Below are 26,452 nucleotides of genomic sequence, written 5' to 3'. Positions count from 1 at the left end.
ATGCTGCATAGCGGCGACGATAGGGGGGAATGGTTAGCATGACAACAGAAGACAGCACCCCCGAGACCAAAGCCGCACTCGAAAAGGCCGAGAGGTTGAATGCTAACCTCGCAAAGGTTGAGGAGTTGTCAAAGCGCCTGACCGCTGCCTTGACACATCGCCGACAGGTCGACCCCGCGCTGCATGGCCCCGCGCCCGACGTCTACATGAAAGCTGCCGCCGCCTATTTCGCCGAGATGGTCTCGAACCCCGCCAAGGTGGTCGAGCATCAGGTGAACTACTGGGGCAAGACCCTGAAGCATTATGTCGAGGCGCAGCAGACCCTTGCGAAGGGCGAATTCAAAGCGCCCCCCGACCCGAACCCCAAGGACCGCCGGTTCGGCAATCCTCTGTGGGAGACGCATCCCTTCTTCAACTACCTCAAGCAGCAGTACCAGATGAACGCCGAAGCGATCAGTACCGCGGTCGGCGACATGGAGACGCTGACCGCCGAAGACCGCCGCCGGGTGGAGTATTTCACGAAACAGATCGTCGACATGTTCTCGCCCACCAACTTCCTCGGCACCAACCCCGAGGCGCTGGAGAAGGCGGTCGAAACCGACGGTGAGTCGCTGGTCCAGGGCCTGGAAAACCTCGTCCGCGACATTGAGGCGAACCAGGGCGATCTTCTGGTGACGCTTGCCGACCGCGAGGCCTTCCACGTCGGCCAGAACATCGCCGCCACGCCGGGCGAGGTCGTCTACCGCAACCGGATGCTCGAACTGATCCAGTACGCGCCGACCACCGAGAAGGTCCACAAGACCCCGCTCCTGATCTTCCCGCCCTGGATCAACAAGTTCTATGTGATGGACCTCAAGCCCGCGAATTCGCTCATCAAGTGGATCGTCGACCAGGGCTTTACCCTGTTCGTCGTCTCCTGGGTCAACCCCGACGCCAGCTACGCCGGGACCGCGATGGACGACTACATCCGCGAAGGCTTCCTTCGCGCCATGGCCGAAACCCGCCGCATCACCGGCGAGAAGCAGATCAACGCGGTCGGCTACTGCATCGCCGGCACCACCCTCGGCCTCACCCTCGCCCACCTGCAGAAGGCCGGCGACGACACCGTCAAGACCGCCACCTTCTTCACCACCCTCACCGATTTCTCCGACCCCGGAGAAGTCGGCGTCTTCCTCAACGACGATTTCGTCGACGGGATTGAACGCCAGACCGAACGCGACGGCATCCTGTCGAAGTTCTTCATGTCCCGAACCTTCTCCTTCCTCCGCTCGAACGACCTGATCTACACCCCCGCCATCAAGTCCTACATGCTGGGCGAGGCGCCACCCGCCTTCGACCTCCTCTACTGGAACGGCGACGGCACCAACCTCCCCGCGAAGATGGCCGTCGAATATCTCCGCGGCCTCTGCCAGGGCGACGGTTTCGCCAAGGGCGAATTCCAGGTATTCGGCAAGCCCGTCAGCCTGTCGGACGTCAAACTCCCCGTCTGCGCCATCGCGTGTGAGACCGACCACATCGCCCACTGGCGCGGGTCGTTCAACGGCATCAAGCAGATGGGATCCAAGGACAAGACCTTCCTTCTGTCCGAATCCGGCCACATCGCCGGGATCATCAACCCGCCGTCGAAGGACAAGTACGGTCACTACACCAACGACGCCCCCGTGGCCGGCGACCCCGAGGTCTGGCTGAAGTCCGCAACCTTCCACAAGGGCAGCTGGTGGCCCCGCTGGGGTGAGTGGCTCGCCAGCCATTCCGGCCCGATGATCCCCGCGCGGAAACCGGCCGATTCGCTGGCCCCTGCACCGGGCACCTACGTCGTGGCCCAGCCGCAGCTCTGACATTTCACCCGCTTTCCGCAGGGTTACCCGGCTCGCCTTCCGGTTTTGCTGCACTGCAGAAAAAGACTTGAAATGCTGCGCTGCAGCGTCTATATGTCTGTCATCAAGGAAACGGGCCGATCCTACCCCTCACCCTCGCAGGCCCCATGGAGAATGACATGACCAAGACCCCCGACTTCACCAAAGTCATGCAGGACATGATGGCTTCGTTCCCGGTTGACGCTTCGGCCTTCCAGAACGCCTTCAAGACCCAGGCTGCCTTCGCCGAGAAGTTCTCGAAAGTCGCGATTGAAGCCGCTGAAAAGTCGACCGAAATCTCGGCCAAGTGGACCAAGGACGCGCTGGCCAAGGTTGGCGACGTTGCCAAGGCCAAGGCTGATCCGGCCGACTACACCAAATCGGTGACCGACTTCGCTTCGGCCGCTGCCGAAATGGCTGCCGAGAACCTGGCCGCCTTCGCTGAAGTGGCGAAGAAAGTGCAGATGGAAACCGTCGAGCTGATGCTGGCTGCTGGCAAGGACATGTCGGAAGACGCGACCGCCGCCGTCAAGAAAGCCACCGCGGACGTGACCTCGGTCGCCAAGAAAGCCGCTGCGGCTGCGAAGTAATTTGCAAGGTATTCTTAACGAGTTTCGTCCCCCAAGGACGTCAAAGGCCCGGAGCATCCCTCCGGGCCTTGTTCTTTTCCGGCCTCCCGCACATCCTCCCGCAGGACAGGAGGCCGCGATGACCCTGACCATCTGGACCTACGATTGGGTGCCGCAAGGCCCTCGCGGCCATGTCCGCGATCTCCGGCTCCGCTGGGCCTGCGAAGAGGCGGGCTTGCCCTACCAGGTCCGCTCGGTCCGGTTCGAGGACCGCACCAGCCCGGATCACCTGTCCCGCCAGCCCTTCGCCCAGGTCCCGGCGCTGCAGGATGGCGACATCACCCTTTTCGAAAGCGGCGCTTGCCTGCTGCACCTCGCCGATAAGTCGGAGGCCCTGATGCCGCGCGAGGCCCAGGGCCGCGCCGACACCCTGCAATGGGTGATGGCCGCGCTGAACTCGGTCGAAATGGTCTCGGTTCCCTGGTGGTTCATCGGCCTGTCAAAACCCCAAGAGAACCCGCTGGAGGGCTGGCTCAACGCACGCCTTGGCCGCCTTGATGCCGTGCTCGCGACCCGCGACCACCTCGCAGCCGACCGCTTCACCGTCGCCGATCTCCTGATGGCAGATATTCTCCGCGTGAAAAAGTTGCACGCCGCCCTCGGCCCCTATCCCGCACTTCAGGCCTATGCCGTCCGCGTCCTTGCACGCCCGGCTTTCGCCAAGGCCCTGCAAGACCAGCTTGACCATTTCGCGGCAGCCGATGCTGCGCGGGCGAACTAGGCTTTCGCAGAGTGCTTTCTTTTTGCTGCAGCCCGGCCTAAGCTTCTCTGCAAGCGCATAATCCCTGGGGGAGGGAACCATGGCCGACACCGACAAGCCGCTTCTGATCAAGCGCTACGCCAGCCGCCGTCTCTACAACACCGAGACCTCGGATTACGTCACGCTGGAAGACATCGCCGGCTTCATCCGCCAGGGGCGCGAGGTGCAGATCGTCGACCTCAAGACCGGCGATGACCTGACCCGGCAATACCTGCTGCAGATCGTCGCCGAACATGAATCCAAGGGCGAAAGCGTCCTGCCGGTCGACGTGCTGACCGACCTCGTCCGCAGCTATGCCACCGGCATGCAGGCGGTGATGCCGCAGTTCCTCGCCTCCAGCTTCGAGATGCTGCGCGACAGCCAGGCAAAGATGGTGGAAAACCTCGCCGCCATCCCGAACCCCCTCGCCGCCGTCCCGGGATTCGAGGCGCTGCGGAAACAGCAGGAAGCCTTCCTGAAGACGATGATGGGCGGAGTGCCCGGCTGGGGCGGCTCGGGTCCGGCGAAAGAAGACGAGGCACCGGCCTCGACCGACGACATCGCCGACATCAAGAAGCAACTGGCCGAGTTGCAGAAGAAACTCTCCAAGCTCTGACCGATGGCCGAAGCCGAAGGCCGCGTCACGCTGTGGGGGATCGAGGTCTTTGTTGCCTCTGCCGAGGAAGGCTCGATTTCCGCCGCCGCCCGCCGTCTGGGCGTCTCGCCTTCGGCTGTCAGCCAGCAGCTTGCCGCGCTTGAGACCGCCCTTGGCGCCTCCCTCCTCGACCGTGCCAGTCGCCCGATCCAGGTCACGCCCGCAGGCGCGATGTTCCGCCGCCACGCCCAGACCATCCTGAACGCCGCCTCCGAGGCCCGTGCGGAACTGGCCATGGCCGACCTCTCCGGCCTCACCACCCTCCGCCTTGGCGTGATCGAGGATTTCGACAGCGACGTCACCCCACGCCTTCTCTCGACACTCGCCCGCGATCTGAAAGGCTGCCGCTTCCTTTTGGAAACCGGGGCAAGCCACCGCCTGATGGACCAGTTGGAGGCCCGCGCACTTGACATCGTCATCGCCGCCGACAGCACGTCCGATGCGGCCCCCGAAGACTGGCGCGAGGTCCATCCGATCCTCTCCGAACCCTTCGTCGCAGTGACGCCGCCGGGTGCGAAGATCGAGGACCTGCCCCTGATCCTCTACACCGCCCGCCACCTGATGGGCCGCCAGATCGCCGCCCACCTCGCCCGCCACGGGTTGAAACCCGCGCACCGCTTCGAACTCGACAGCTACGCCGCCATCCTTGCGATGGTCGCAGGCGGCGAAGGCTGGACCATCCTCACCCCCCTCGCCCTCCATCAGGCCCGCGCTTTCCGCGCATCCGTCGAGGTCCGCCCCCTGCCCCTCCCGGCGCTGACCCGCACGCTCTCGCTTTCCGCCCGCGCAGGCATCCTGCACGACGTGCCCACCCAGATCACCCAGCGCCTGAAGCCGCTCATCGCCGAGGTCGTCATCGCCCCCGCCCTCGCCGCCGCCCCCTGGCTCTCCCCCGCGCTGCGGGTTCTCTAGGCGCTGACGCTCCCCAGGTCTTGCCCATTGCCAAATACTCCCGCCGGAGGCATCCGACAGTCGGGCCAGACGCACGGCCGCCCGTCCGGGACCAACAGAACCGCCAGGCGTCCCCTCTCCCCTTGGGGGAGAGGGCCAGGGTGAGGGGCCGGCCCGCAAAAAAGATTGACGATTCCCTAACGAGAATCGCCAACCATTTGATTTCACTCACCTAAGGCGAATTTGTCCACCGTGGACAGATCAGCCGCGAACCTCTGCCGCCGCGTCCACGATCGCCGCCGCGATATAGTCCAGCTCGGCCTCGGTCAGCCGGGTCGGCAGCCGCACATCGCAGGCCCGCATCAGCATCGCCCGGGTCTGCGGCAGCTCCGGCACCTCGCCCAGGAACTGCCAGTTCCAGAACGCCCGCGCATTGCCCTCGCTCAAGCCAAAGACCTGCACCGAGACCCCGCGCGCCTTGGCTGCCGTCTGGAACGCCACCGCCTCTGCATCCGTCCAGCCGCCCGTCAGGTTGAACTGGATCGAATCCGGTGCCCGCTCCTCCGGCCCCAAAGCCTCGGGCACCGCCAGATGTGCCGACAGGTTCAGCTTCGCCGCCACCCGGTCATGCCCCGCCCGCCCCTTCGCGACCCGCTCGGCCACCATGGGCAGCTGCGGCCGGATCACCGCCGCCGACAGGTTCTGCATCCGCAAATTGTACAGCGGCAGCTTGTTCTGCCAGTGCGCGCAGGAATTCGTCAGGCCCGGATGTTTCTTCCAGTTGGTCTCGTAGGCCCCCGACATGATGATCGCCCGTGCCGCGATTTCCGGATCATCGGTGACCATGATCCCGCCTTCGCCCGCATTCACCAGCTTGTAGGACTGGAAGCTGAAACAGCCGACCTTGCCAATGGTCCCGATGTTCCGCCCGCCCCACACGGTCCCCAGCGAATGCGCCGCATCCTCGATCACCGGCACTCCGGCGGCATCGCACAGCCGCATGATCGCATCCATGTCCGAGGTATGCCCCCGCATGTGGCTGATCATCACCGCCTGCGCCTCGGGCAGCTTCCGCTCGAAGTCCGCCATGTCGACCCGGTAGTTCTCGCCCACCTCGACCAGCACCGGCACACAGTCGGCATGCACGACCGAAGACGGCACCGCCGCGAAGGTGAACGCCGGGATCAGGACCTTGGCACCCTTGGGCAAGTCCAGCGCCTTCAAGGACAGGAACAGGGCCGCCGAACAGGACGACACCGCCAGCGCATAGCGCGACCCCAGAAGCGCGGCGAACTCGGCTTCCAGAAGCGCCACGGGCGCATCCGACGGGGCCGTGTAGCGGAACAGATCGCCCGAGCTCAGAAGCCGGTCGATCTCGGCCCGCGCGGCCTCGGGGATCGGTTCGGCATCATAAACGTTCGGAGCCAGGGTCTGACCATCGGGGGCCATCATGCACCTTTTCTTAATCTCGCATTAAGAAAAGGTTTAAACTCCCGCCCCGTGACACGCCAGTGACAAAATGTTCTCTTCGCGCCTTTCCGCCTAGATTTTCGTCCCAAGGCGGGCCGCCACCATATGCATAGCGGTCTCGACCTCGTGCCAGGCGGTCCGGGCCATGGACCGGAAGACCATCACCTCGAAGGCATGGTCGCCCACTCGCAGGATCACCACGTTCATATGGTTCAACTGCGTCCGGACGGCCCGGCCCACCGGAAAGGCCGCCAGCCGCAGATCGATGGGCACCCACCGAGCAAGAACATCCGCCACGCCGGCCCCGCTGACCGACAGGACAGCCCAGCCGTCCGACTGGTCGGTCACCGCAGCCCCCTCCAGCACCGGAGGCGCGACGCCGATCAGGAACGCCTGATCGCGCCCCGTCCAGACGATCCGCGCGCCCTTCTTCTCAGCAAAGCTGTTGGGCTCCGGCATCGCCAGACCCAGCGTCTTCAACCCCTTAGCCACGGCCTTTGCCCCGCCCGGGAAGACAGCGATCGAGGTGATAGGCCCCACTGCAACTTCGGCCAAAGTCACAGTCCCAGACGTCGAGCTGCGCCCTTCAAGCGCGGATTTTGCAATCAGTTCAGGCACGCAACTTCTCCCCTTCCGGGTCGTGGAACACCGGGTGGCAAACCTCGCAGATCACGTCTAACCCGCGCAGATGGTCGACCAGCCGGATTTTCTCGCCATGGCGCGCCCGGCCGTCCTTCAGGAACCCCAGCCCCAGCCAGGCCCCAACCGTCGGTGACCAGCAGACGCTGGTGACATAGCCCTGATCCGTCTCACGGTGCACTTCCGTCGCTGGCACGAAGAGATGCGCCCCCGCCGAAATCGGCGCATGGGTCTTCAGGCCCACAAGCTGCTCCCGCTCTGGCCCCCACATCCCCGGCCGCGTCGCCGCCGCCTTGCCGATGCAGTCCTTCTTGGCCGAAACCATCTTCTCCATGCCGATGTCATGCGCCGTGACGCGGCCATGAATCTCGGCATGCGTGATGAACCCCTTCTCGATCCGGAGGACGTTCAGCGCCTCCATCCCGTAAGGCCCACCGCCCATCGTTTCGGCCCGCGCCACGAGATCACGGAACAGCGCCTCACCATAGCGGGTCGGAACGGAGAGTTCATACCCCTCTTCGCCCGAAAACGAGATCCGGAACAGCCGCCCGTCCACCCCCCCGATCCGCACTGGTGCGACGCCCATGAAGGGCAGTTCCACTGGCACCTCAAGGAAGGAATTCACCAGTGCCCGCGCCTTCGGCCCCGCCACTGCGAACTGCGCCCAGGACTCGGTGACCGAGATGAACCGCACCTGCCAGTCCGCGCAGAAGGCCTGATGCACGAAATCCAGATGCCGCATCACAAGCCCCGCCGCAGCGGTGGTCGTCGTCATCAGGTAGTGATCCTGCCCGAGGCGCGCCGAGGTGCCGTCATCCAGGACCAGCCCATCCTCTCGCAGCATAAGGCCATAGCGGACCCGGCCCACCGGCAAGGTGCTGAAGGTGTTGGTGTAGACGAAGTCCAGGAACCTTCCCGCGTCCTTGCCCTGAATGTCGATCTTGCCCAGCGTCGACACATCCGCCACCCCGACCGCCTGTCGGACCATGTTGACTTCCCGGTCGCACGCGTCGCGCCAGGTCGTCTCCCCCGGCTTCGGGAAATAGGACGGCCGATACCACAGCCCCGCCTCGATCATCGGCGCGCCCCGGTCGCGGCTGGCCTGATCCGAGGTCAGGAACCGCTGCGGCGCGAAGCCTTCAGCCCGCCCCCCCGCGCCCATGGCGGCAATCGACACAGGAGTAAAGGGCGGCCGGAAGGTCGTCACCCCCGTCTCAGCAATCCCGCGCCCCGTCGCATCCGCCAGCACGGCCAGCGCCGCCACGTTGGAGTTCTTGCCCTGATCCGGCGCCATGCCTTGCGTCGTGTAGCGCTTCATGTGCTCGACCGACCGGAAGCCTTCCTGCGCGGCCAGCTTCACGTCCTTGGTCGTAACGTCATTGGCAAAGTCGAGCCAAGCGCGTCCGGTCCCCTCAACTGCCCACAAGGCCTTGAGGCGATAGGGCATGTCCTCGGCTTCCGGCACCGCAACCGACACCTTCCGCCCCAGAGCCTCAACCGCCTTCAACGCCGCCGCATGGCCAGTGACCAGCGCCCCATGCGTCGACATCGACCCATTCGCCGCGCCCACCGCGACCAGACCGGGCACCGCGCCCTCCATGGGCACAAAGGCCGCCAACTCCTCGCTCCACCGAGGCCGCCCGTTCATGTGGCAGGTCAAGTGGATCGTCGGGTTCCAGCCCCCCGACATCGCCAGACAGTCGGTCTCGATCTCGATGATCTCCGACCCCTTGCGCACCTGAATCCCCGACAGCCCCAGCCGCCCACGGGAGCCAACAACCTCCGCCCCTACATGCACCGGACAATCCTCGACGCTGGAGGCATCGGGCCGCGGGTCGATGATCGCCGCCACCGTCACCCCCGCAGCCATCAGCTCCCGCGCAACGCCGCGCGCCTGGTCGGTGTTGGCGAACAGCGTCACACGCTTCCCCGGCACCACGCCATAGCGGTTGAGGTAAGTCCGCACCGCCGAGGCCATCATGATCCCCGGCCGGTCGTTGTTCTCGAACGCTACAGGCCGCTCCAAGGCACCCGAGGCCAGCACCGCATGCTTCGCCACGATCCGCCAGAAGCACTCCCGTGGCAGGTTCGGGCGCGCGGGCTTGTGCAGCCCCACCCGCTCCAAGGCGCCATAGGTGCCGTGGTCATAGGCCCCGGTCACCGTGGTCCGCGCCATGATCCGCACGTTCGGCAGCGCCTGCAGTTCGGCCACAACCTGCGCAACCCACTCGCCCGCAGGCATCCCGCCAACGGTCTGATTGTCCGACAGAAGCCGCCCGCCCAAAGCATGGCTCTCCTCGCACAGGATCACATCCGCGCCCGACCGCCCCGCCGTCAAAGCCGCCATCAGCCCCGCAGGTCCCGACCCGATCACCAGCACATCGCAGAAGGCAAAGGCCTTCTCGTAAGTCCCCTCGTCATGCTTTCCGGACAGGCTGCCCAGCCCCGCCGCCCGGCGAATGATCGGCTCGTAAAGCCCCTCCCAGAAGGCGCGCGGCCACATGAAGGTCTTGTAGTAGAACCCCGCCGACAGGAACGGCGACAGGTAGTCGTTCACCGCCAGAAGGTCGAAGCGCAAGCTGCCCAGCCGGTTCTGCGACTGCGCCACCAGCCCCTCGAACACCTCCTGCATCGTGGCGCGCACGTTCGGCGTCTGGTTCGACGGCCCCACGACCTCCACGAGCGCATTCGGCTCCTCCGACCCCGCCGTCAGCACGCCCCGAGGCCGGTGATACTTGAACGACCGCCCCACCAGCCGGACATCATTGGCCAGCAAGGCCGAGGCCAAGGTATCCCCCTTGTACCCGGCATAATCCTTCCCGTCGAAGCGGAAGCGGACCGGCTTCGTCCGGTCGATCAGCCCCTTGCCGTCGATCCTCATGCCTTGCGCTCCGCTACCAGTTCGACCGCCGAGATCTCATGCGTCACCGTATTCCGCGTGACCAGCAGCCACTGCGAACACCCCGCCTCGTGATACCAGAGGTCCTTCGTCACCCCCGCCGGATTGTCCCGCAGGTGCAGGTAGTTGTCCCAGTCGGCCACGGGAGCGCCCTCCACCGGCCGGTGCAGATAATCCTCCGCCCCGTAATAGTAGAACTCCCGCCGGTCCCGGTCACCGCAAAGGGGGCATGTCAGGCGCATGGAGACACCCCAGCTTTCTTCTGTTCAAAAATATCCCCGCCGGAGGCATCCGCACGTTCCACGGGACGTAGGTGCAAGGTCATCTCGCGCGCCCTCAATGCAAATTATGCTGGCTGCCGGTGCCTTCTTCGTCCAGAAGATGCCCCGTCGCAAAGCGGTCCAGCCGGAACTTGGCAGCGACCTCGTGGCTCTCGCCGGTCGCCATCAGATGCGCCATGCACCAGCCGGACGCAGGCACCGCCTTGAACCCCCCGTAGTTCCAGCCGCAGTCGATGAACAATCCGTCGACATGCGTCTTGTCGATGATGGGGGAGCCGTCCGGCGACATGTCCATGATCCCGCCCCAAGACCGCAGCACCTTCGCCCGGCCGATCATCGGCATCAGCGTCATGCCCGCTTCCATCACATGCTCTACCATCGGCAGGTTCCCCCGCGCCGCATAAGAAGCGTAGAAGTCGAGGTCGCCGCCGAACACCAGGCCGCCCTTGTCCGACTGGCTGATATAGAAGTGCCCCATACCGAAGCTGATCACATGGTTGATCACCGGCTTCAGCCCCTCGGTCACGAAGGCTTGGAGAACATGCGATTCAATCGGCAACCGCATCCCCGCCATTGCCGCAACCTGAGACGACCGCCCCGCCACCACGATCCCGACCTTCTTCGCCCGGATCGCCCCGCGCGTGGTCTGGACGCCCCGCACGACACCCCCGTCAATGTCGATCCCCGTGACCTCGCAGTTCTGGATCAGATCCACGCCCCGCTTGTCCGCCCCCCGCGCATAGCCCCAGGCTACCGCGTCGTGGCGGGCCGAACCCCCGCGAGGGTGCAAGAGACCTCCATAGATCGGAAACCGGGTGTTGTCGAAATCCAGATAGGGCAGATGCTCCCGCACCCCGTCCCGGTCCAGAAGGATCGCGTCATCCCCCTGATTTATCATCGCATTCCCACGCCGCACGAAGGCATCCCGCTGCCCATCCGAGTGGAACAGGTTGATGAGGCCCCGCTGCGAATGCATGACGTTGTAGTTGAGGTCGGCCTCCAACCCCTCCCACAGCTTCATCGAATGCGAGTAGAACTCTGAATTCCCTGGCAGGAAGTAGTTGGCCCGCACGATGGTCGTGTTCCGCCCGATGTTGCCCGAGCCGAGATAGCCCTTCTCCAGAACTGCAACATTGGTGATGCCGTGGTTCTTCGCCAGGTAATAGGCCGTCGACAGCCCATGCCCGCCGCCCCCGATGATGACCACGTCATACTCCGCCTTCGGCGCCGGATCGCGCCAGGCGGGGGTCCAGCCCTTGTTGCCAAGAAGCCCCTCGGTGATGACCTTCAGGCCGGAATAGCGCATGGATGATGCCTCCTGTCGCCGGCATCAAACCGGGACCAAGGCGGATATTCAAGACCGCGTCACGAATTCCTGCGCCATCGGCGACAGAGCGCGTCGCAAACGGTGATCCGCGCTACTGGACCATGCGGAAGTAGTCGAGCGACAGGTTGTCCTCCATCCCCGTGCCGCACAGCCCCATTTGCATGTTCGACGTCCCCGACACCGTGTCGCCCGAGATGATCGAGGTGCCGCGCAACCCGTCGCCGTTGGCCGCGAAGGCGATCTCGCGCAAGGCAAGCAGCTGCCCGCCATGGATCGAGATGCCCGAGGCGAAGTTCATCCCGCCCAGCGAAACCAGCTGTGCCCCCCCGCCGGCCCCGCAATCGTCGATCCGGCCGATCCGGCTGTCCGATGCCCCGGAAATCGAGGTCCGGCCGGTGTGGAGCGTGGCGATCAAGCCGTTCTCCAGCGCGCCGCCCGATCCAAAGCTGATCTGACAGTTGGTGATGACCACGACATTGGTCAGCACCTGCCGGATCTGCAACTGGGTGCTGGTGCTGGAACAGTAGACGTAGTTGACCGCATTCGACCGCAGCGCCAGGGCGCCGTCCCGGTTCAGAAGATCCCGGCCCGCCTGGACGGAATCGTTGTCGGCACCGGACGGCGCCGGGCGTCCGTTCACGATGGTGATCTGCCGCGGTGCGCCGCTCAGATAGTCCAGTTGCCCATCCTGGGTCGCCAGCTGGATAAAGCTCCACATCGCCTGCGAACCGGTCGAGAACGGTGCTGCGGGAACCTGGCTCAGCGCATTGACCAACCGGATCTGCATGGCCCCGTAGCGCAGGGCCTGGATCAGCCCTTCGTTGCTGGTCTCACCCGAGGGCGGCATGTCCAGCCGGGACGAATCCGGCATCGAAACCACCGTGCCCTGCTCGAAATAGTTGTTGTTGTTCATCGACACCACGTCGTTCGAGTGGATGCAGAACCCGTTCCGGTAGGTGTTGTTGCTCTGGATGTCGACCAGGTTCTCGGCGACAAAACCTTCGCGCAGGCAGTCGGGGACATAGGTCTCGAAGACTGATGATCTGCGGACCTCAAAGGCGTCAAAACCGGCGAACTTCAGCAGGAAGGTTCCGACCGGGTTCTCGCCCGCCTCGTCGCGATGCGTGCGCACCCGGACGGCCGACCGCGAGGTCTCGTCGGGGCTGAAGGTGCGGGTGGCTCGATCCCAGACGCCGAATTCGATGTCCTGCGCGGTCAGCACCTCGCCGAAGAACGACTGCGGCATGTTGACGTCGCCGATTGCCAGCGCCTCGGTCCGCGCCTCGCCCGCTGTTGCGTTCAGCGTGTAGTTCCGCGTGTAAAGCGCGGCATGCGCGGTCGCATCCGCGGCCATCTGCAGCTGCGTCCGCTGGCTGATCGCGTTCGACACGTCCACGGCCAGACCACCGACTGCCAGGAAGATCGTGATGAAGATCAGCCCCCCCGCCGTCATCCCGCCGGCGTCGTCAGCGGCGAACTTTCCCAAGGCTCCGGACCAGCGCACCATGTCAGAACTCCACCTTCTGTTCGGACGTGACCACCATGGTCATGTCGATCATCAGACCCAGGAAGCCAATCTGGGCGATCTCTCGGGTTTCCATGGTTGCCTGCGTCCGCACCACCCGGTTCACTTCCACCGTCGTTGCGGTGGCGCTTGGCGACAGGCCGCTCAGCCGCGCCAGCGCATAATCCTGCGCCTGCTGGATGCGTTCTGCCGGGGTTCCGGTGAACTGGCCGACCGAATACAGCCGGTTGGTGTCCTGCAGCACCCGCATCGCGTGGGTGCGACTCATGAACAGCATGCTCGAATCGACAATCAGCAGAAGTATTGCAATCACGATCGGCAACCAGAGCACGAATTCGATCGTGGCCCCTCCGGTTTCCTGCCTTGAAAATGCCTTTATTTCAGACCACTTGCGACCCGACCCACCGTTCATCGCCCCCACCCCGTAAACAGCCTATGCTTTTGAAAGCAAATGCAAGTTAGGGGTTCAGCATATCGTCTCCGACATTAACGCTGGATAAACGAAGGGTAAGATTGCGTTAACTTCGCGACTAAATTTGGGCAGACCTTTGGGCGTCAAAGGCCCTTCGACCGGTAGGTTTGCGCCACCCGTCCGATGGAAACGATATAGGCCGCGACCCGAAGATCCTCGACATCCTGGCGGCTGTGCCAGACCTCTCGCATCGACTGGTAGGCGGTCCGCATCGTGTCATCCAGACCCGAGCGCACCAGGGCCAACTCGTCCGAGCCCTGCAGGAACTTCTCCTTGAAGCCTTCGGCCAGCGTCCAGCCCAGACCCTGATCGGCCGACAACCGTTCCAGTTCCTCGACCAGAAGCCGCGACCGCGCCTCTTCGGCCCGGCGCTGCATCCGGCCAAAGCGGATATGCGACAGGTTCTTGACCCATTCGAAATAGCTGACCGTGACGCCCCCCGCATTGGCGTACATGTCCGGAATGATGACGCAGCCCTTCCGCCGCAGCACCTCGTCGGCGCCAAAGGTGATCGGGCCATTCGCCGCCTCGATGATCAGGGGCGCCTTGATCCGCTCGGCATTGCCCAGATGGATCACCCCCTCCATCGCCGCCGGGATCAGGATGTCGCAGGCCTCCTCCAGCACCGCCGCCCCGTCCGCCAAATGGGTCGCGTTGGGATAGCCAGCCAGAAACCCGCCGTGCCGGTTCATCCACTGCCGCACATCCTCGACGTCCAGCCCCTTGGGGTCCAGGAGTGCCCCGTCCCGCTCGATCACCGCGATGACCTTTGCCCCGTCCTCCTCGCTCAGGAACTTCGCTGCGTGATAGCCCACGTTGCCCAGGCCCTGCACGATGACCCGCTTGCCCTCCAGACTGCCGGTCAGCCCCGCCTTGCCCAGGTCCTCCTTGTGGCGGAAGAATTCGCGCAAGGCATACTGCACGCCCCGCCCCGTTGCCTCGACCCGCCCCTGGATGCCCCCGGCATGCGGAGGCTTTCCGGTCACGCAAGCCTTGGCGTTGATGTCCGTCGTGTTCATCCGCGCATACTGGTCGGCGATCCAGGCCATCTCGCGCTCACCCGTCCCCATGTCCGGGGCGGGGACGTTCTGCGCCGGATGGATCAGGTCGCGCTTGATCAGCTCATAGGCAAAGCGGCGGGTGATCTGCTCCAGCTCATGTTCATCCCATTGGCGCGGATCAATGCACAATCCGCCCTTGGACCCGCCAAACGGCGTTTCGACCAAAGCGCATTTGTAGGTCATCAGCGCTGCCAGCGCCTCGACCTCGTCCTGGTTGACTGAAAGCGCATAGCGGATGCCGCCCTTGACCGGCTCCATGTGTTCGGAATGGACGCTCCGATATCCGGTGAAGGTTTCGATCTTGCCGCGCAACCGGACCCCGAAGCGCACCGTGTAGGTCGAATTGCAGACCTTGATCTTCTGTTCCAAGCCCGGGCTCAGATCCAGAAGCTTTGCCGCCCGGTTGAACATCAGATCGACAGATTGACGGAAACTCGGCTCACCTGACTGCTGCATCCTGTCCTCCCTGACAGCCCGCGCGACTTGCGGTGCAGGGCAAGGCTACGTCCGGAAAGCGAAGCTGGGAACCCGGAAAACCGTCAACCTTTAAAGCGCGGCAGGCCTGCGTCCTTCACTCTCGGGATGCGAATCGGGCTGTCGGCAAATCCTTTCCAACAGGTGAACGGCGGGAAAAATTTTCACGCTGCCGGATCAACCGGCCCGATAACCCTAGATTGTTTCCGGAATCTGGCATTAACGCCCCATTGGATACGGGTTTGCCTTACTTCTGCCCGAACTTGTGCCTAACTAGCCCCTTGGGGACCCGTCACTTTAGGCGGGCTGCTGTTAGTGATGGATCGAGACATGTTTGAACAAGCTGCCAAGCGTTCAGTTTCCGCGCGCCTCCTCCAGAAGGTCAAGGATTTCCGGTCCGACGAACATGGCGCCATCGCCATCTTTGTCTTGCTCATCTTCGTGATGATGCTGCTTGTCGGCGGCATCGCCGTTGACGTCATGCGCTCCGAGATGCGCCGCGTCACCTATCAGCAGACCTTCGACCGCGCCGTGCTGGCCGCATCGAACATCGCCCTGCCGCCGTCGCAGACGCCGACCACCGTCGGACAAAGCTGGTATGACATCGCTGGCCTCGGCGACCAATTCACTGTCGACTACATCACCCCGACCATCACGGGTGAAGCGACCACCAGTTCGCGCAAGACCGAGATGACCGGCAAGGTGCGGTCCTACAACCATTTCATGCACTTGATGGACATCCCCTACTTCGAGATCCCGGTGAAATCCGCCGCCCAGCAGGGCATCGCGAAAGTCGAGGTCATGATGGTGCTCGACATCACCGGCTCGATGTCCGAATCCTCGGGGTCGACCACCAAAATCGCCGCCCTGCGGCAGGCCGCGACGAACTTTGTGACGATCCTGAAATACGACAAGGACAGCGGCGGCAACTACACAATCCCGAAGGACCCATACAACCTGATGTCAATCGGGATGGTGCCCTATTCGTCGAACGTGAACATCCCGGTCGCCCTGCGCAACCAGTTCACCGTCCAGAACTTGTCGTGGTGGGACGGCGTCGCCGACCAGGGCGTGCCCGATACGAACTGCTTCGAAATCCCGGAAAGCACCTATTCCACGACCTCCCTGTCGCTGACGAACCCGATCCGCATGCAGGCGGTCGCCCAGACCGCTGGAGGCGCGCCAAGCGTGGGCACGATCACGCTTCCCGGCGCAAACAACACCAACGGAAATAACGGCGGCGTCATCGCGCTCAGCAGAGCGAACCCGACAAACCCCGCCGAACCCAGCCGGAACACCAACTCTTACACCTGCAACCACGGCGACAACTTCAACACTGGCGGGAACGAAAAGGGCTCGAACCTGATCGCCCTGCCGACGACGGACATCAACACCCTGAAGACCCAGATCAACCAGCTGAACCCGCGCGGCACGACCTCGATCGCAGTCGGGATGCGCTGGGGGACCGCCCTGATTGATGAAGCTGCACGCCCGATCTACACTAACCTGCTTGGCGGCGTGCCAGGCATGGCTGGTCGTCCGGCAAACAACGACGACATCGGCACCAAGAAGTACATCGTTCTGATGACCGACGGGACCCACGTTGCCAGCAAATACATCCTCGACGCCTACAAGACCGGCCCCTCGCCAATCTGGCGCGGCGCCGATGGCCGCTACGCAATCGAATTCAACGACAGCGGCAGCGGCCTGAACGGTGGCACCCGACCCGGCATCAATCCGAACGGCAACCCGAAGAACAGCTGCTCGGGCTGGTCGCTGGCAGACAAGGTGGTCAACGGCGTCACCGTCAAGCGCAACTTCTTCGTCCCGCATCTGAAGGAGAACGCTGTTACCAGAACAACCGACCCAAACCGCGCGGAAGGCAACGGCAACTCGGGGTCCGCTGTCACTGGCGCCTGCGATCCCCGCGCCTGGGTCGCACCTACCAACGGTGCACCCACCTGGTCCGGCAGCGGTGTCGTCCGTCGCCTCGACTGGAGCGAAGTCTGGCGCTACCTGACGGTCGACTGGGTCGTCGAACAGCTCTACATGCGCTCGAACGTGTCCGGCGCGACGAACTACAACACCGTCTACAACACCTTTGTCGGCAACTACCTCGCCGGCGAAGCGAACATGAACGCGCTGCTGAACACCAACTGCACCGCCGCCAAGCAGGCCGGGGTCGAAGTGTTCGGCATCGTTCTGGGCGACGACGTCACCCCCGGTCCGATCCAGAACTGCTCCTCGCCCGGCAACGGCTATTTCTATTGGGTCAAGAACGCCAATGACCTGAACGCTGCCTTTGAGCAGATCGCCGTGCTGATTTCCGAACTGAAGCTGACGCAATGACCTCGCTCCGCCAATTCCTCAAGGATGACCGTGGAACTGCGACGGTAGAGTTTCTCTTCGTCTTCCCGATCATCTTCCTTGTGTTCACGGCGTCGTTCGAAAGCTCCATGTACATGGCGCGCTACATCATGTTCGACCGCAGCGTCGATATCGTGGTGCGCAATTTGCGGCTGGGCAATCTGAAGAACGTCACGCATCAACAACTCAAGGAACGGATCTGCGAAAGCGGCATGATGGCCAAGTCCAAGGCAGACTGCACGAACAAGATGCGGATCTGGATGCAACCGGTGAACACTGCCGACTTCAATATGCTGGCGCCGCCGCTTGCCTGCGTCGACAAGGCCAGCGAGGTCAACACCGATGAGCCGCCCGCCAACGAATTCGCGGCCGGGACCGACAACGACATCATGCTGATGCGGATTTGCCTGAAGGAATGGCCGATGTTCCCGACCTCGGGGATCAGCGTCAAGATGGCGACCCAACCCGACGGATCGGTCGCCATGATAGTGACCAGCGTCTTCGTGAACGAGCCGGGGTGACAGGATCATGCGTAGACTGAAGCAGCGTTTCGGCACCTTCCTTCGCGATGAAGACGGCCTGATCCTGGCCGAAGGACTGTTGATGCTGCCGCTGGTGATCTGGGCGCTGGTGGCCATGTTCATCTATTGGGACGTGTTCCGCACCATCAACATCACGCAGAAGGCTGCCTATGGCATCGCCGACCTGCTGTCGCGCCAGAAGGCCGACATCACAACGACCTATGCGAACGGCTTGCAGAAGGTGGTGAACTTCCTCACCCCCGGCGGACATCCGGTCAGGGTCCGGATCACCAGCCTGGAATGTGTCGCCCCAACCGGTCCGGGTTGCACGGCTGCCAACGGCAGCTACAAACTGCTGTTCTCCTTCTCGCCCGAGAACAAGATCACGACCCTGACCGAGGCCAACATCCAGAACTGGAAGAACGGCAAGATCCCGGTTCTGAACCATGGCGAAAGCGTCTTCGTCGTGGAAACCGAAGTTGCCTTCAAGGCCCAGCTGCAGACCGCCATTGCCGGTTTCATGGTCGGTGTGGAAGACGCCAAGTACGGCCAGTTCATCGTGACCAAGCCGCGCCATCGCCGTCTGTGCCTGCAGGGCACGACCACCTGCACCTGATCGCCGCAGCACGGTGCTTCCCCCCGCTGGACTGACCGTATAGGCTTGCGGCGGCTCAGCGGGGTATCATGCGAACGTCAGTCCTTCTTGTCCTTGCGCTGTCGGTCGCTTGCGGCTGCGCCCCCTTTCCAGAGCTGGACGCCGTCGGTCCCGACACCGGCCCACCGCCGCGACTTCTGCCGATCGACGACCTGCTCCAGCAGGCACAAGGCGCACCGGCCGATCCTGGCCCGGCGCTTGCCGCCCGCGCCGCCCGCCTGAAAGCCCGTGCCGCCGCGCTCAAGGCCGCCCCGCCTCCGGCCTGACAGCGTTGCACCCCGCGCGGCTTCCGGCTAACAGACGCAAGCCACAAACTGCCAAAGGTTTCCCGATGTCCGCCGCCCCCCTGCGTCTTGGTCTTGCCGGTCTCGGGACCGTCGGCATCGGTGTCGTGAAGATCGTCCAGGCCCATGCCGACCTGATCGCCACCCGTGCCGGACGCCCTGTCACCATCACCGCCGTCTCGGCCCGCGACCCGAAGAAGAACCGCGATGCGGACCTGTCCGCATATGCCTGGGAAACCGACCCCGTCGCCTTGGCGAAACGCGCCGACATCGACGTCTTCGTCGAAGTGATGGGCGGCCATGAAGGCGCAGCGAAAGACGCGACCGAGGCAGCCCTCGCCGCGGGCAAACACGTCGTCACTGCGAACAAGGCGCTTCTCGCCCACCACGGCCAGGCTCTCGCCGAGCAGGCCGAGGCCGCGAACCTTGCCCTGCGGTTCGAGGCTGCCGTCGCCGGGGGCATCCCCGTCATCAAGGCCCTGACCGAAGGCCTTGCGGGCAACCGCATGAAGCGGGTGATGGGCGTGATGAACGGGTCCTGCAACTACATCCTGACCCGGATGCAGAACGAGAACCTGCCCTACGAGACCGTGTTCGAGGAAGCCCGCCAGCTGGGCTATCTGGAAGCTGATCCGAACCTCGACGTCGGCGGCATCGACGCGGGCCACAAGCTGTCGCTCCTTGCCTCCATCGCCTTCGGCACCCGCGTCGCCTTCGACGCCGTCGAACTGGAAGGCATCGGCAATGTCTCGATCGACGACATCCGCCTGGCCGAGGATATGGGCTATCGCATCAAGCTTCTGGGCGTCGCCCAGATGACCGGCCGCGGCCTCGAACAGCGCATGACCCCCTGCCTTGTCCCTGCCGACAGCCCACTGGGCCAATTGCAGGGCGGCACCAACATGGTCGTCCTTGAAGGCGACAGCGTCGGCCAGATCGTCCTGCGCGGCCCCGGCGCCGGGATGGGCCCGACCGCCTCGGCCGTCATGGCCGACGTCATCGACATCGCCCGCGGCTTCCGCCTGCCGACCTTCGGCCAGCCCGCCAGCACGCTGATCGCCGCCCGGCCCGCCCGCGCCGCGACGCCGGCGCCCTATTACCTGCGCATGACGCTCCTCGACAAACCCGGCGCGCTGGCCAAGATCGCCACCTGCCTCGGCGATGCCGGCGTCTCCATCGACCAGATGCGCCAGTACGGCCATCAGGGCACCAACGCCCCGGTCCTGATCGTTACCCACAAGGCCGCCCCCGACGATGTCGCCCACGCCATGACCCGCTTTGGCGCGACCGGCGTTCTGGTCGGTGAACCCGTCGCGATCCGGATCGAGGAAGTCTGACCACCCCCTTTCGCGGTTCCAGCTTGACAGACCCCGCAGTCTGACCCGACCCTTCCGTCATTGGTTCAAGGGTTGGGAGACGGCGATGCGCGCATTCCTTCTGGCACTGGTCCTCGCTTCCCCGACGCTGGCCGAACCCGTTCCAGGTGCCGACGCCCCCGCCTTCCGCGCCCCCTTTGACCGCGCCTTGCAGGGCGACGACCCCACCGCGCTCCTCGATCTTCACGCCGCAGCCGAGGCTGGCAACACCGCAGCCCTCCTCGCTCTTCCCGCCGTCAGCGACTGGCTCCGCGCCACCCTTCCCTTCGCTGAACGCAAGAAGCTGATCCGCATCAACGGACTGCCCATTGCCGAAGCGCTGGCCGCCGCCGATCCCGTGGCCGCCCTCTGGGCCCAGGGCGAACCCGGCAGCGACATGGGCGCACTGCTGCAACGCGCCATCGCGCTTTACGACGCGGGCGAGCCGGACAAGGCGACCCTTCTCTTCATGACCTGGCTTAACCAGACCGGCGGCTACAGCGATCTGCCAAAGGATTTCTTCAACCACCCCGTCCCGCCCTGGGCCATGGCGCAGGTCCTCCGCGGCCGGTTGATCGACAACGGGGTCACCCTGCCTGCCGACGGCGACGCGCTGATCGTCGACCGGCTCAAGGCAGATGACCCGGCGGCCTGGATCGCCCTCGCCGGGTTTGCGGGCCTGGACCGCACGGATGCCGAGCCCCCCGACGCCGCCCGCCTCGCCGCGCTGTTCCAGGCCGCAGGCATCCCGCAGGACGAGGCCGTTCGCCGCATGCAGGCCGCAGTCCCGGCCTTGAAGGTCATGCGGTATGAGCCGGTTGACGCGGTGACCGCCAAGGCCGCCACTGACCTATTCCGCGCTGAACCCGAGTTCCAACCCCTGCTCTCCCTCTGCGCGGCCACCTGCCCGCAGACGCAGGACCAGTGCGCTACCGCCTTCGTCGCGACTTTCGGCCACCCCTACGGCCGCGCCGCCCGAGCACAGCCCCCAGCCTCGGTCATTCCCACCAGCGATTTCTTCGCCACCCCGCGCGGCCGCCTTGTCCTCCTGCGCTCCACCCTCGGCCGACTTGGCGACGATCCGGCCACGTCCCCCGCCCTCGCCGCCACGCGCGAAATCGACGCCTGCCTCGCCGATGCGATCCTCGCCGCCCTGCCCTGACTGTTAGCGCCACCACGCTTGCCGCCCTGCAAACCCCCGGCTACACGGGAAAAAAGCACCCTGGGGGACACATGTCAGAAAAATCGCAATTCCAGGATCGTCTCCTGTCTCTCGGCCTTGGCCGGGTCTCGGAAGCCGCCGCCCTCGCCTCTGCCCGCCTCATCGGCCGCGGCGACGAAAAGGCCGCCGACCAGGCCGCCGTCAACGCGATGCGCGACCAGCTGAACCTTCTCGACATCAAGGGCGTCGTGGTCATCGGCGAAGGCGAACGCGACGAGGCCCCGATGCTTTACATCGGCGAGGAAGTCGGGACCGGCCAGGGCCCCGAGGTCGACATCGCGCTTGACCCGCTGGAAGGCACCACCCTCACCGCCAAGGACATGCCGAACGCGCTGACCGTCATCGCGATGGCCCCGCGCGGAACGCTCCTGCATGCCCCCGACGTCTACATGGACAAACTCGCCATCGGCCCCGGCCACAAGCCCGGCACCGTGACGCTCGCCATGTCTCCCTCCGAACGCGTCTCCGCCCTGGCCGCTGCCAAGGGCTGCTCGACCGAGGACATCACCGTCTGCATCCTCGACCGCCCACGGCATGAGGACCTGATCGCCGAAGTCCGCTCCACCGGTGCCGCGATCCGGCTCATCACCGACGGCGACGTCGCGGGCGTCATGCACTGCGCCGAGCCCGAGCTGACCGGCATCGACATGTACATGGGCTCGGGCGGCGCACCGGAAGGCGTCCTTGCCGCCGCCGCGCTGAAATGCATGGGCGGGCAGTTCTACGGCAAGCTTCTGTTCCGCAACGACGACGAACGCGCCCGCGCCCGCAAGGCCGGCATCACCAACTTCGACCGGGTCTATACCCGCGACGACCTCGTCCGCGCCGACGTGATCTTCGCCGCGACCGGGGTGACGAACGGCTCCTTGCTGGCAGGTATCAAACGCGATCCCGGCTGGGTGACGCTGGAGACGATCCTGATGCGCTCCAAGTCAGGGTCCATCCGCCGGATGACCTACAAGACCCCGGTGCGTTAGGGCCAGCAGGACTGCAAGTCGACCTCGGCTTTCGCCTTCGTCGCAAGAAACGCAACGAAGGCTTTGACCCGTGCAGCGATCAGCTTGTTGTCGGGGTAGACCGCGTGCAGCGGCACCGTGCGCTGCTCCCACTCGGTCAGGACGGGCACAAGCCGTCCCTCGCGCACGTCATGCCCGATGATGAAGGTGGGAAGCTGGATCAGCCCCGCCCCCTGCAACGCCGCCTCGCGCAGGGCGAGTCCCTCGGACAATTCCAGCCGGGGAGTGACCGGCACTTCGATCTCTTCGCTCCCCCGCCGATAGGTCCAGCGGCGACCGCGCCGATAACCCGAGAAATGCATCACGTCATGCCCCAGAAGGTCCATCGGCTCCTGCGGCACGCCCCGCCGCTCCAGATAATCCGCCCGTGCACATGTAATCAGTACCGCCTTGCCCAATGACCGCGTGATCAGGTTTGGCTCCACCTCCAGTGTGCCCCGGATCGCCAGGTCGAACCCGCTTTCAATGAGGTTGCGCGAGGTATTCGACAGGTCCATCTCGATCGAGATCTTCGGGTGCGCCGCCATGAACTCGGTCGCCCATACCACCAGGAACCGCAACGCCAGGTCGGGTGGCGCTGTCATGCGAAGCCGCCCCTCGGGTACGGTCTGCTCTGCTCGCGCCGCCCGCTCGGCCTCTGCCATCCGGGCAGGCAGATCGACGATGCGCTCGCGGTAGGCGGCCCCCGCCGGCGTCATCCGCACACTGCGCGTCGAGCGGTGCAGAAGCCGCACCCCCAATCTGGCCTCAAGTTCGGCCACCTGGGCGCTGACCGTGGCGCGCGTCAACCCCAGCGCCGCTGCACCTGCGGTAAAACTTTCATGCTCGGCCACAGCAAGGAATGCCGCAACGCCGTGCAGGGGGTCCACCGTCTTCATTCGTCAAGCCATCCAGACAATCTTGCAGCATCCACCCGGATTATCATGCCTGATCTTCTCCGCTATAGACCAGTCCCACGACGACTTTAACCGCAATTTTTTCAAACGGAGATATCAGGATGACCACTTTCGACAAGGCTGCCTTTTCCCACTCCGGCGCAGGCATCGAAGCCTTCGCCTTCGGGCGCCACATCATCCGCATTACTGCGGACCAGACCGGCGGGAGCCTCGGCTGTTTTGAAGACGAGGTTCCCGCAGGCGAAGGACCTCCGTACCATGTCCATGAAAAGGAAGACGAATTCTTCCGCGTTCTTGAAGGCCGGTTTGCCTTCTGGTGCAATGGCGCCCGCGTCGACCTTGCCGAAGGAGGCGTGATCTGTGTGCCGCGCGGCTCTGTCCATCGCTTCCAGAACATCGGGGCCTCGATGGGCCGGATCATGGTCGTCGTGACCCCCGGCGGGTTCGAGGGCTTCTTTCACGCCGTCGACGCGGTCCCCGGTGCATCGATGGACCAGATTGGCCAGATCGCCGCACAATTCAACCTGCGCTTCGTGTTCGATGCTGCCGAAGCAGCCTGAACTGAACCCCTGCGCCCGGCTTCTTGACCGGGCGCAGCCAAATCCAGCCGGAGCCCGATGATGCCCTTTCCCAATCTCTCGATTGCTGCCTTCCTTGTGGGTCTTCTGACCCCGCCCGCCTTCGCCGAAACTCCCGTCGAGCGCGGTCAGTATCTCGTCACCGTCATGGGCTGTACCGACTGCCACACGCCCGGACACTTCCTCGGACAGCCTGACATGGCGCGCTTTCTCGGCGGCTCGGACGTGGGCTTCGAGATCCCCGGTCTCGGTACGTTCTACGGTCGGAACCTGACGCCCGACCCTACGGGTCTCGGATCGTGGAGCGAGGACCAGATCGTCGCCGCCATCCGTACCGGCGTCCGCCCTGATGGAAGGCAACTCGCCCCATCAATGCCCTGGATGGGATATGCGGCGCTGACCGACGACGACGCAATGGCCATTGCCAGCTATCTCAAGACCCTCCCTGCAGTCGCCAACGACGTTCCCGGCCCCTTCGGCCCCGGCGAACCGACTGGCGGCTTCGTGATGAAGGTGGTGGCCCCCTGACAGCACTTGCCGGTCCGGCGGGCCACAATGGCGCTGATCCTGCCTTTCGGCTTGCCCATTTCTCAAATACTCCCGCCGGAGGCATCCGCGGCCGCAACTAGATCCGCGGTCCGGACAGGTCACTGCCGTCACAGTTTGCGTCCCCTCTCTCCATGGGGGGGAGAGGGTCAGAGTGAGGGGAGATCGCGTCGGCTCGTGGTAAAGGCCCGGTAAACGCCCACAGCCAACCCCTTGTTTCCAAACGATACGACAACCCTGTCCACCGTGGACACCCCTCTCCCCCCTTGTCAGGCGGCCCCCTTTCCGGCACCCCTGTCCGCATGACCGCCTTCCTCTCCGTTCAGACCTCCCTCACCGGCCGCCGCTGGGTCGGCCCCGACCCCGTTCAGGACCGGCTGGCCGAGGGCATGGCCCAGCAGACCCGCCTCCCCCTCCCCCTTTGCCGCATCCTCGCGGCGCGCGGAGTGACCCCCGAGGACGCCCCCGCTTTCCTCGCCCCCTCGCTCCGCGACCTGATGCCCGACCCCCTCACCCTGAAGGACATGGGCCCCGCCGCCGACCGCCTGATCCGGGCGGTGCAAGGGCGGGAAAGGATCGCCATCTTCGCCGACTACGACGTCGACGGTGGCTCCTCTGCCGCCCTCCTCCTCACCTGGCTGCGCCACTTCGATCTGCAGGCCACCCTCTACATCCCCGACCGCATCGACGAAGGCTACGGCCCCAACATTCCCGCGATGACCCAGCTGGCCGCAGCCCACGACCTGATCCTCTGCGTCGACTGCGGCACGCTCTCGCACGACCCCATCGCCGCCGCGAAAGGGGCGGACGTGGTGATCCTCGACCACCATCTGGCCCTCGAAACCCTGCCCGCGGCTCTCGCCGTCGTGAACCCGAACCGGCAGGACGAGGACGGCGCGCTGGCCCACCTGTGCGCCGCCGGGGTGGTCTTCCTCCTCCTCGTCGAAGCCAACCGCCGCCTCAAGAGCCAAGGACAACAGGCCCCCGACCTCATGGCCCTGCTCGACCTCGTGGCCCTTGCTACCGTCGCCGACGTGGCCCCCCTCACCGGCCTCAACCGCGCCTTTGTCAGGCAGGGGCTGAAGATCATGGCGCGTCGTGAGCGCCCCGGCCTGCGCGCCCTGGCCGATGTCGCGCGGATGGACCAGACCCCAACCCCCTATGCCCTCGGCTTCCTCCTTGGCCCCCGCGTCAACGCGGGTGGACGCATCGGCCAGGCCGACCTCGGCGCGCGCCTTCTCGCCACCGCCGACGAGATGGAGGCCGCCCGCATCGCCGCGCGGCTTGACCAGTTGAACACCGAACGGCGCGAGATCACCGAACGGGTGCGTGAGGAAGCCCTCGCCCAGGCCGAAGCACGGGGCCTTGACGCTCCCCTGGTCTGGGCCGCCGCCGAGGGCTGGCACCCCGGCGTCGTCGGCATCGTCGCGGCACGACTGAAAGAGGCAGCGAACCGTCCTTCGGTCGTCATCGGCTTCGAAGGGGATGAGGGCAAGGGTTCGGCCCGGTCCGTCCCGGGCGTCGACCTTGGCGCGGCGATCCAGCGCCTGGCCGCGGAAGGGATGATCGTGAAGGGCGGGGGTCACAAGATGGCCGCCGGTCTGACCCTGACCCGGTCCCAGCTCGATCCGGCCATGGCGCGCCTTTCCGACCTCCTCGCCCGGCAAGGAGCGGGGTCTGGTGGCCCGCAAGAGCTGCGAATCGACAGCCTCCTCGCCACCAGCGCGGCGACGGTCGCCCTGGTCGAGGACATCGAGAACGCCGGTCCCTTCGGCGCCGCTGCCCCCGCACCGCGCTTTGCCTTCGCCAATGTTCAGGTGAGTGCCCGCCGGATCGGCGACAGTCACCTGAAGCTGTCGGTCAGCGATGGCGCAGGCCCCGCCCTGGATGCAATCGCCTTCGGGGCTTTCGACGGCCCGCTGGGGGCCGCACTGGAAACGCCCGGACACAAGCGGTTTCACCTAGCCGGAAAACTGGAGCTGAACCACTGGAACGGCCGCACCCGCGTCCAGCTGCGTCTGGAAGATGCTGCCGAGGCCTAGGGCGCAATTTTCCTCTTGCAGAACCCCCGCGCAGATTCTAGACACCGCCCAC

Annotated in this window: 24 protein-coding genes; 15 read left to right on the top strand and 9 right to left on the bottom strand. The window is 64.9% G+C overall.

Features of this window, described 5'->3' with window-relative positions; genetic code table 11:
• Nucleotides 1–38 precede the first annotated feature (38 nt).
• From E8M84_RS07310 to E8M84_RS07290, 5 genes are all read left to right on the top strand, one after another.
• On the top strand, nt 39–1,838 hold the full coding sequence (locus E8M84_RS07310) for an alpha/beta hydrolase (protein ID WP_137110472.1): 1,800 nt from the start codon (nt 39–41) through the stop codon (nt 1,836–1,838).
• A gap of 158 nt (nt 1,839–1,996) precedes the next feature.
• Nucleotides 1,997–2,446, top strand: a complete 450-nt coding sequence (locus E8M84_RS07305) for a Phasin (RefSeq protein ID WP_137110471.1) — start codon at nt 1,997–1,999, stop codon at nt 2,444–2,446.
• A 118-nt stretch (nt 2,447–2,564) separates the two neighbouring features.
• Nucleotides 2,565–3,206 carry a glutathione S-transferase family protein gene (locus E8M84_RS07300; RefSeq protein ID WP_137110470.1) on the top strand — a complete coding sequence of 214 codons (642 nt, stop codon included), beginning with the start codon at nt 2,565–2,567 and terminating at the stop codon, nt 3,204–3,206.
• 79 nt (nt 3,207–3,285) lie between these two features.
• Complete coding sequence (gene phaR / locus E8M84_RS07295; protein ID WP_137110469.1) at nt 3,286–3,840, top strand: polyhydroxyalkanoate synthesis repressor PhaR; 555 nt, start codon at nt 3,286–3,288, stop codon at nt 3,838–3,840.
• A gap of 3 nt (nt 3,841–3,843) precedes the next feature.
• On the top strand, nt 3,844–4,791 hold the full coding sequence (locus tag E8M84_RS07290; protein ID WP_137110468.1) for a LysR family transcriptional regulator: 948 nt from the start codon (nt 3,844–3,846) through the stop codon (nt 4,789–4,791).
• 240 nt (nt 4,792–5,031) lie between these two features.
• Here the strand turns inward: E8M84_RS07290 and E8M84_RS07285 are convergent, their stop codons facing one another.
• From E8M84_RS07285 to E8M84_RS07250, 8 genes are all read right to left on the bottom strand, one after another.
• Nucleotides 5,032–6,219 (bottom strand): DegT/DnrJ/EryC1/StrS aminotransferase family protein, encoded by a 1,188-nt coding sequence (locus E8M84_RS07285; protein WP_137110858.1) that lies wholly within the window; start codon nt 6,217–6,219, stop codon nt 5,032–5,034.
• A 93-nt stretch (nt 6,220–6,312) separates the two neighbouring features.
• Complete coding sequence (locus E8M84_RS07280; RefSeq protein WP_240790332.1) at nt 6,313–6,801, bottom strand: sarcosine oxidase subunit gamma; 489 nt, start codon at nt 6,799–6,801, stop codon at nt 6,313–6,315.
• A 49-nt stretch (nt 6,802–6,850) separates the two neighbouring features.
• Complete coding sequence (locus E8M84_RS07275; RefSeq protein WP_137110466.1) at nt 6,851–9,760, bottom strand: sarcosine oxidase subunit alpha family protein; 2,910 nt, start codon at nt 9,758–9,760, stop codon at nt 6,851–6,853.
• Nucleotides 9,757–10,020 (bottom strand): sarcosine oxidase subunit delta, encoded by a 264-nt coding sequence (locus tag E8M84_RS07270; protein ID WP_137110465.1) that lies wholly within the window; start codon nt 10,018–10,020, stop codon nt 9,757–9,759. Before E8M84_RS07270 ends, E8M84_RS07275 begins: the two co-directional genes overlap by 4 nt.
• Before the next feature lie 94 nt (nt 10,021–10,114).
• Nucleotides 10,115–11,365: a sarcosine oxidase subunit beta family protein gene (locus E8M84_RS07265; RefSeq protein ID WP_137110464.1), complete on the bottom strand. Its 1,251-nt coding sequence runs from the start codon at nt 11,363–11,365 to the stop codon at nt 10,115–10,117.
• A 112-nt stretch (nt 11,366–11,477) separates the two neighbouring features.
• Nucleotides 11,478–12,893: a pilus assembly protein TadG-related protein gene (locus E8M84_RS07260; RefSeq protein WP_137110463.1), complete on the bottom strand. Its 1,416-nt coding sequence runs from the start codon at nt 12,891–12,893 to the stop codon at nt 11,478–11,480.
• Between the two features lies 1 nt (nt 12,894).
• On the bottom strand, nt 12,895–13,323 hold the full coding sequence (locus tag E8M84_RS07255; RefSeq protein WP_170971868.1) for a TadE/TadG family type IV pilus assembly protein: 429 nt from the start codon (nt 13,321–13,323) through the stop codon (nt 12,895–12,897).
• 143 nt (nt 13,324–13,466) lie between these two features.
• Nucleotides 13,467–14,900, bottom strand: a complete 1,434-nt coding sequence (locus E8M84_RS07250) for a Glu/Leu/Phe/Val dehydrogenase (RefSeq protein WP_137110461.1) — start codon at nt 14,898–14,900, stop codon at nt 13,467–13,469.
• Nucleotides 14,901–15,248: 348 nt separating this feature from the next.
• On the opposite strand from E8M84_RS07250, the gene E8M84_RS07245 reads away from it, so the two are divergent.
• The 7 genes from E8M84_RS07245 (at nt 15,249) to glpX (ending at nt 22,299) form a co-directional block, all read left to right on the top strand.
• Nucleotides 15,249–17,267, top strand: a complete 2,019-nt coding sequence (locus E8M84_RS07245; RefSeq protein WP_170971867.1) for a TadE/TadG family type IV pilus assembly protein — start codon at nt 15,249–15,251, stop codon at nt 17,265–17,267.
• Nucleotides 17,264–17,806, top strand: a complete 543-nt coding sequence (locus E8M84_RS07240) for a TadE/TadG family type IV pilus assembly protein (protein ID WP_137110459.1) — start codon at nt 17,264–17,266, stop codon at nt 17,804–17,806. The genes E8M84_RS07245 and E8M84_RS07240 overlap by 4 nt, the downstream gene beginning before the upstream one ends.
• Before the next feature lie 7 nt (nt 17,807–17,813).
• Nucleotides 17,814–18,422 carry a TadE/TadG family type IV pilus assembly protein gene (locus E8M84_RS07235; protein WP_137110458.1) on the top strand — a complete coding sequence of 203 codons (609 nt, stop codon included), beginning with the start codon at nt 17,814–17,816 and terminating at the stop codon, nt 18,420–18,422.
• Between the two features lie 68 nt (nt 18,423–18,490).
• The gene (locus tag E8M84_RS07230) at nt 18,491–18,727 is read left to right on the top strand and encodes a hypothetical protein (protein WP_137110457.1); all 237 of its coding nucleotides are present in this window, start codon (nt 18,491–18,493) and stop codon (nt 18,725–18,727) included.
• Nucleotides 18,728–18,792: 65 nt separating this feature from the next.
• Nucleotides 18,793–20,082, top strand: coding sequence for a homoserine dehydrogenase (locus E8M84_RS07225; protein ID WP_137110456.1), 1,290 nt, complete (start codon nt 18,793–18,795; stop codon nt 20,080–20,082).
• An 85-nt stretch (nt 20,083–20,167) separates the two neighbouring features.
• Nucleotides 20,168–21,262, top strand: coding sequence for a hypothetical protein (locus tag E8M84_RS07220; RefSeq protein WP_137110455.1), 1,095 nt, complete (start codon nt 20,168–20,170; stop codon nt 21,260–21,262).
• A gap of 71 nt (nt 21,263–21,333) precedes the next feature.
• Nucleotides 21,334–22,299, top strand: a complete 966-nt coding sequence (glpX, locus tag E8M84_RS07215; protein ID WP_137110454.1) for a class II fructose-bisphosphatase — start codon at nt 21,334–21,336, stop codon at nt 22,297–22,299.
• Here the strand turns inward: glpX and E8M84_RS07210 are convergent.
• Nucleotides 22,296–23,216, bottom strand: a complete 921-nt coding sequence (locus E8M84_RS07210) for a LysR family transcriptional regulator (protein WP_137110453.1) — start codon at nt 23,214–23,216, stop codon at nt 22,296–22,298. The two genes, glpX and E8M84_RS07210, sit on opposite strands and share 4 nt — an antisense overlap.
• A 119-nt stretch (nt 23,217–23,335) precedes the next feature.
• Here E8M84_RS07210 and E8M84_RS07205 point away from each other — a divergent pair, with 119 nt between their 5' ends.
• From E8M84_RS07205 to recJ, 3 genes are all read left to right on the top strand, one after another.
• Nucleotides 23,336–23,794, top strand: coding sequence for a cupin domain-containing protein (locus E8M84_RS07205; protein WP_137110452.1), 459 nt, complete (start codon nt 23,336–23,338; stop codon nt 23,792–23,794).
• Between the two features lie 57 nt (nt 23,795–23,851).
• Nucleotides 23,852–24,340, top strand: coding sequence for a cytochrome c (locus tag E8M84_RS07200; RefSeq protein ID WP_137110451.1), 489 nt, complete (start codon nt 23,852–23,854; stop codon nt 24,338–24,340).
• A gap of 320 nt (nt 24,341–24,660) precedes the next feature.
• The gene (gene recJ / locus E8M84_RS07195) at nt 24,661–26,400 is read left to right on the top strand and encodes a single-stranded-DNA-specific exonuclease RecJ (protein ID WP_137110450.1); all 1,740 of its coding nucleotides are present in this window, start codon (nt 24,661–24,663) and stop codon (nt 26,398–26,400) included.
• The last annotated feature ends 52 nt before the right edge of the window (nt 26,401–26,452 follow it).

Origin of the sequence: Rhodobacter sp. SY28-1 (genome assembly GCF_005222785.1) — a bacterium.
Taxonomy (GTDB): Bacteria; Pseudomonadota; Alphaproteobacteria; order Rhodobacterales; family Rhodobacteraceae; genus Tabrizicola.
This window is presented reverse-complemented; position numbering and strand designations above follow the sequence as displayed.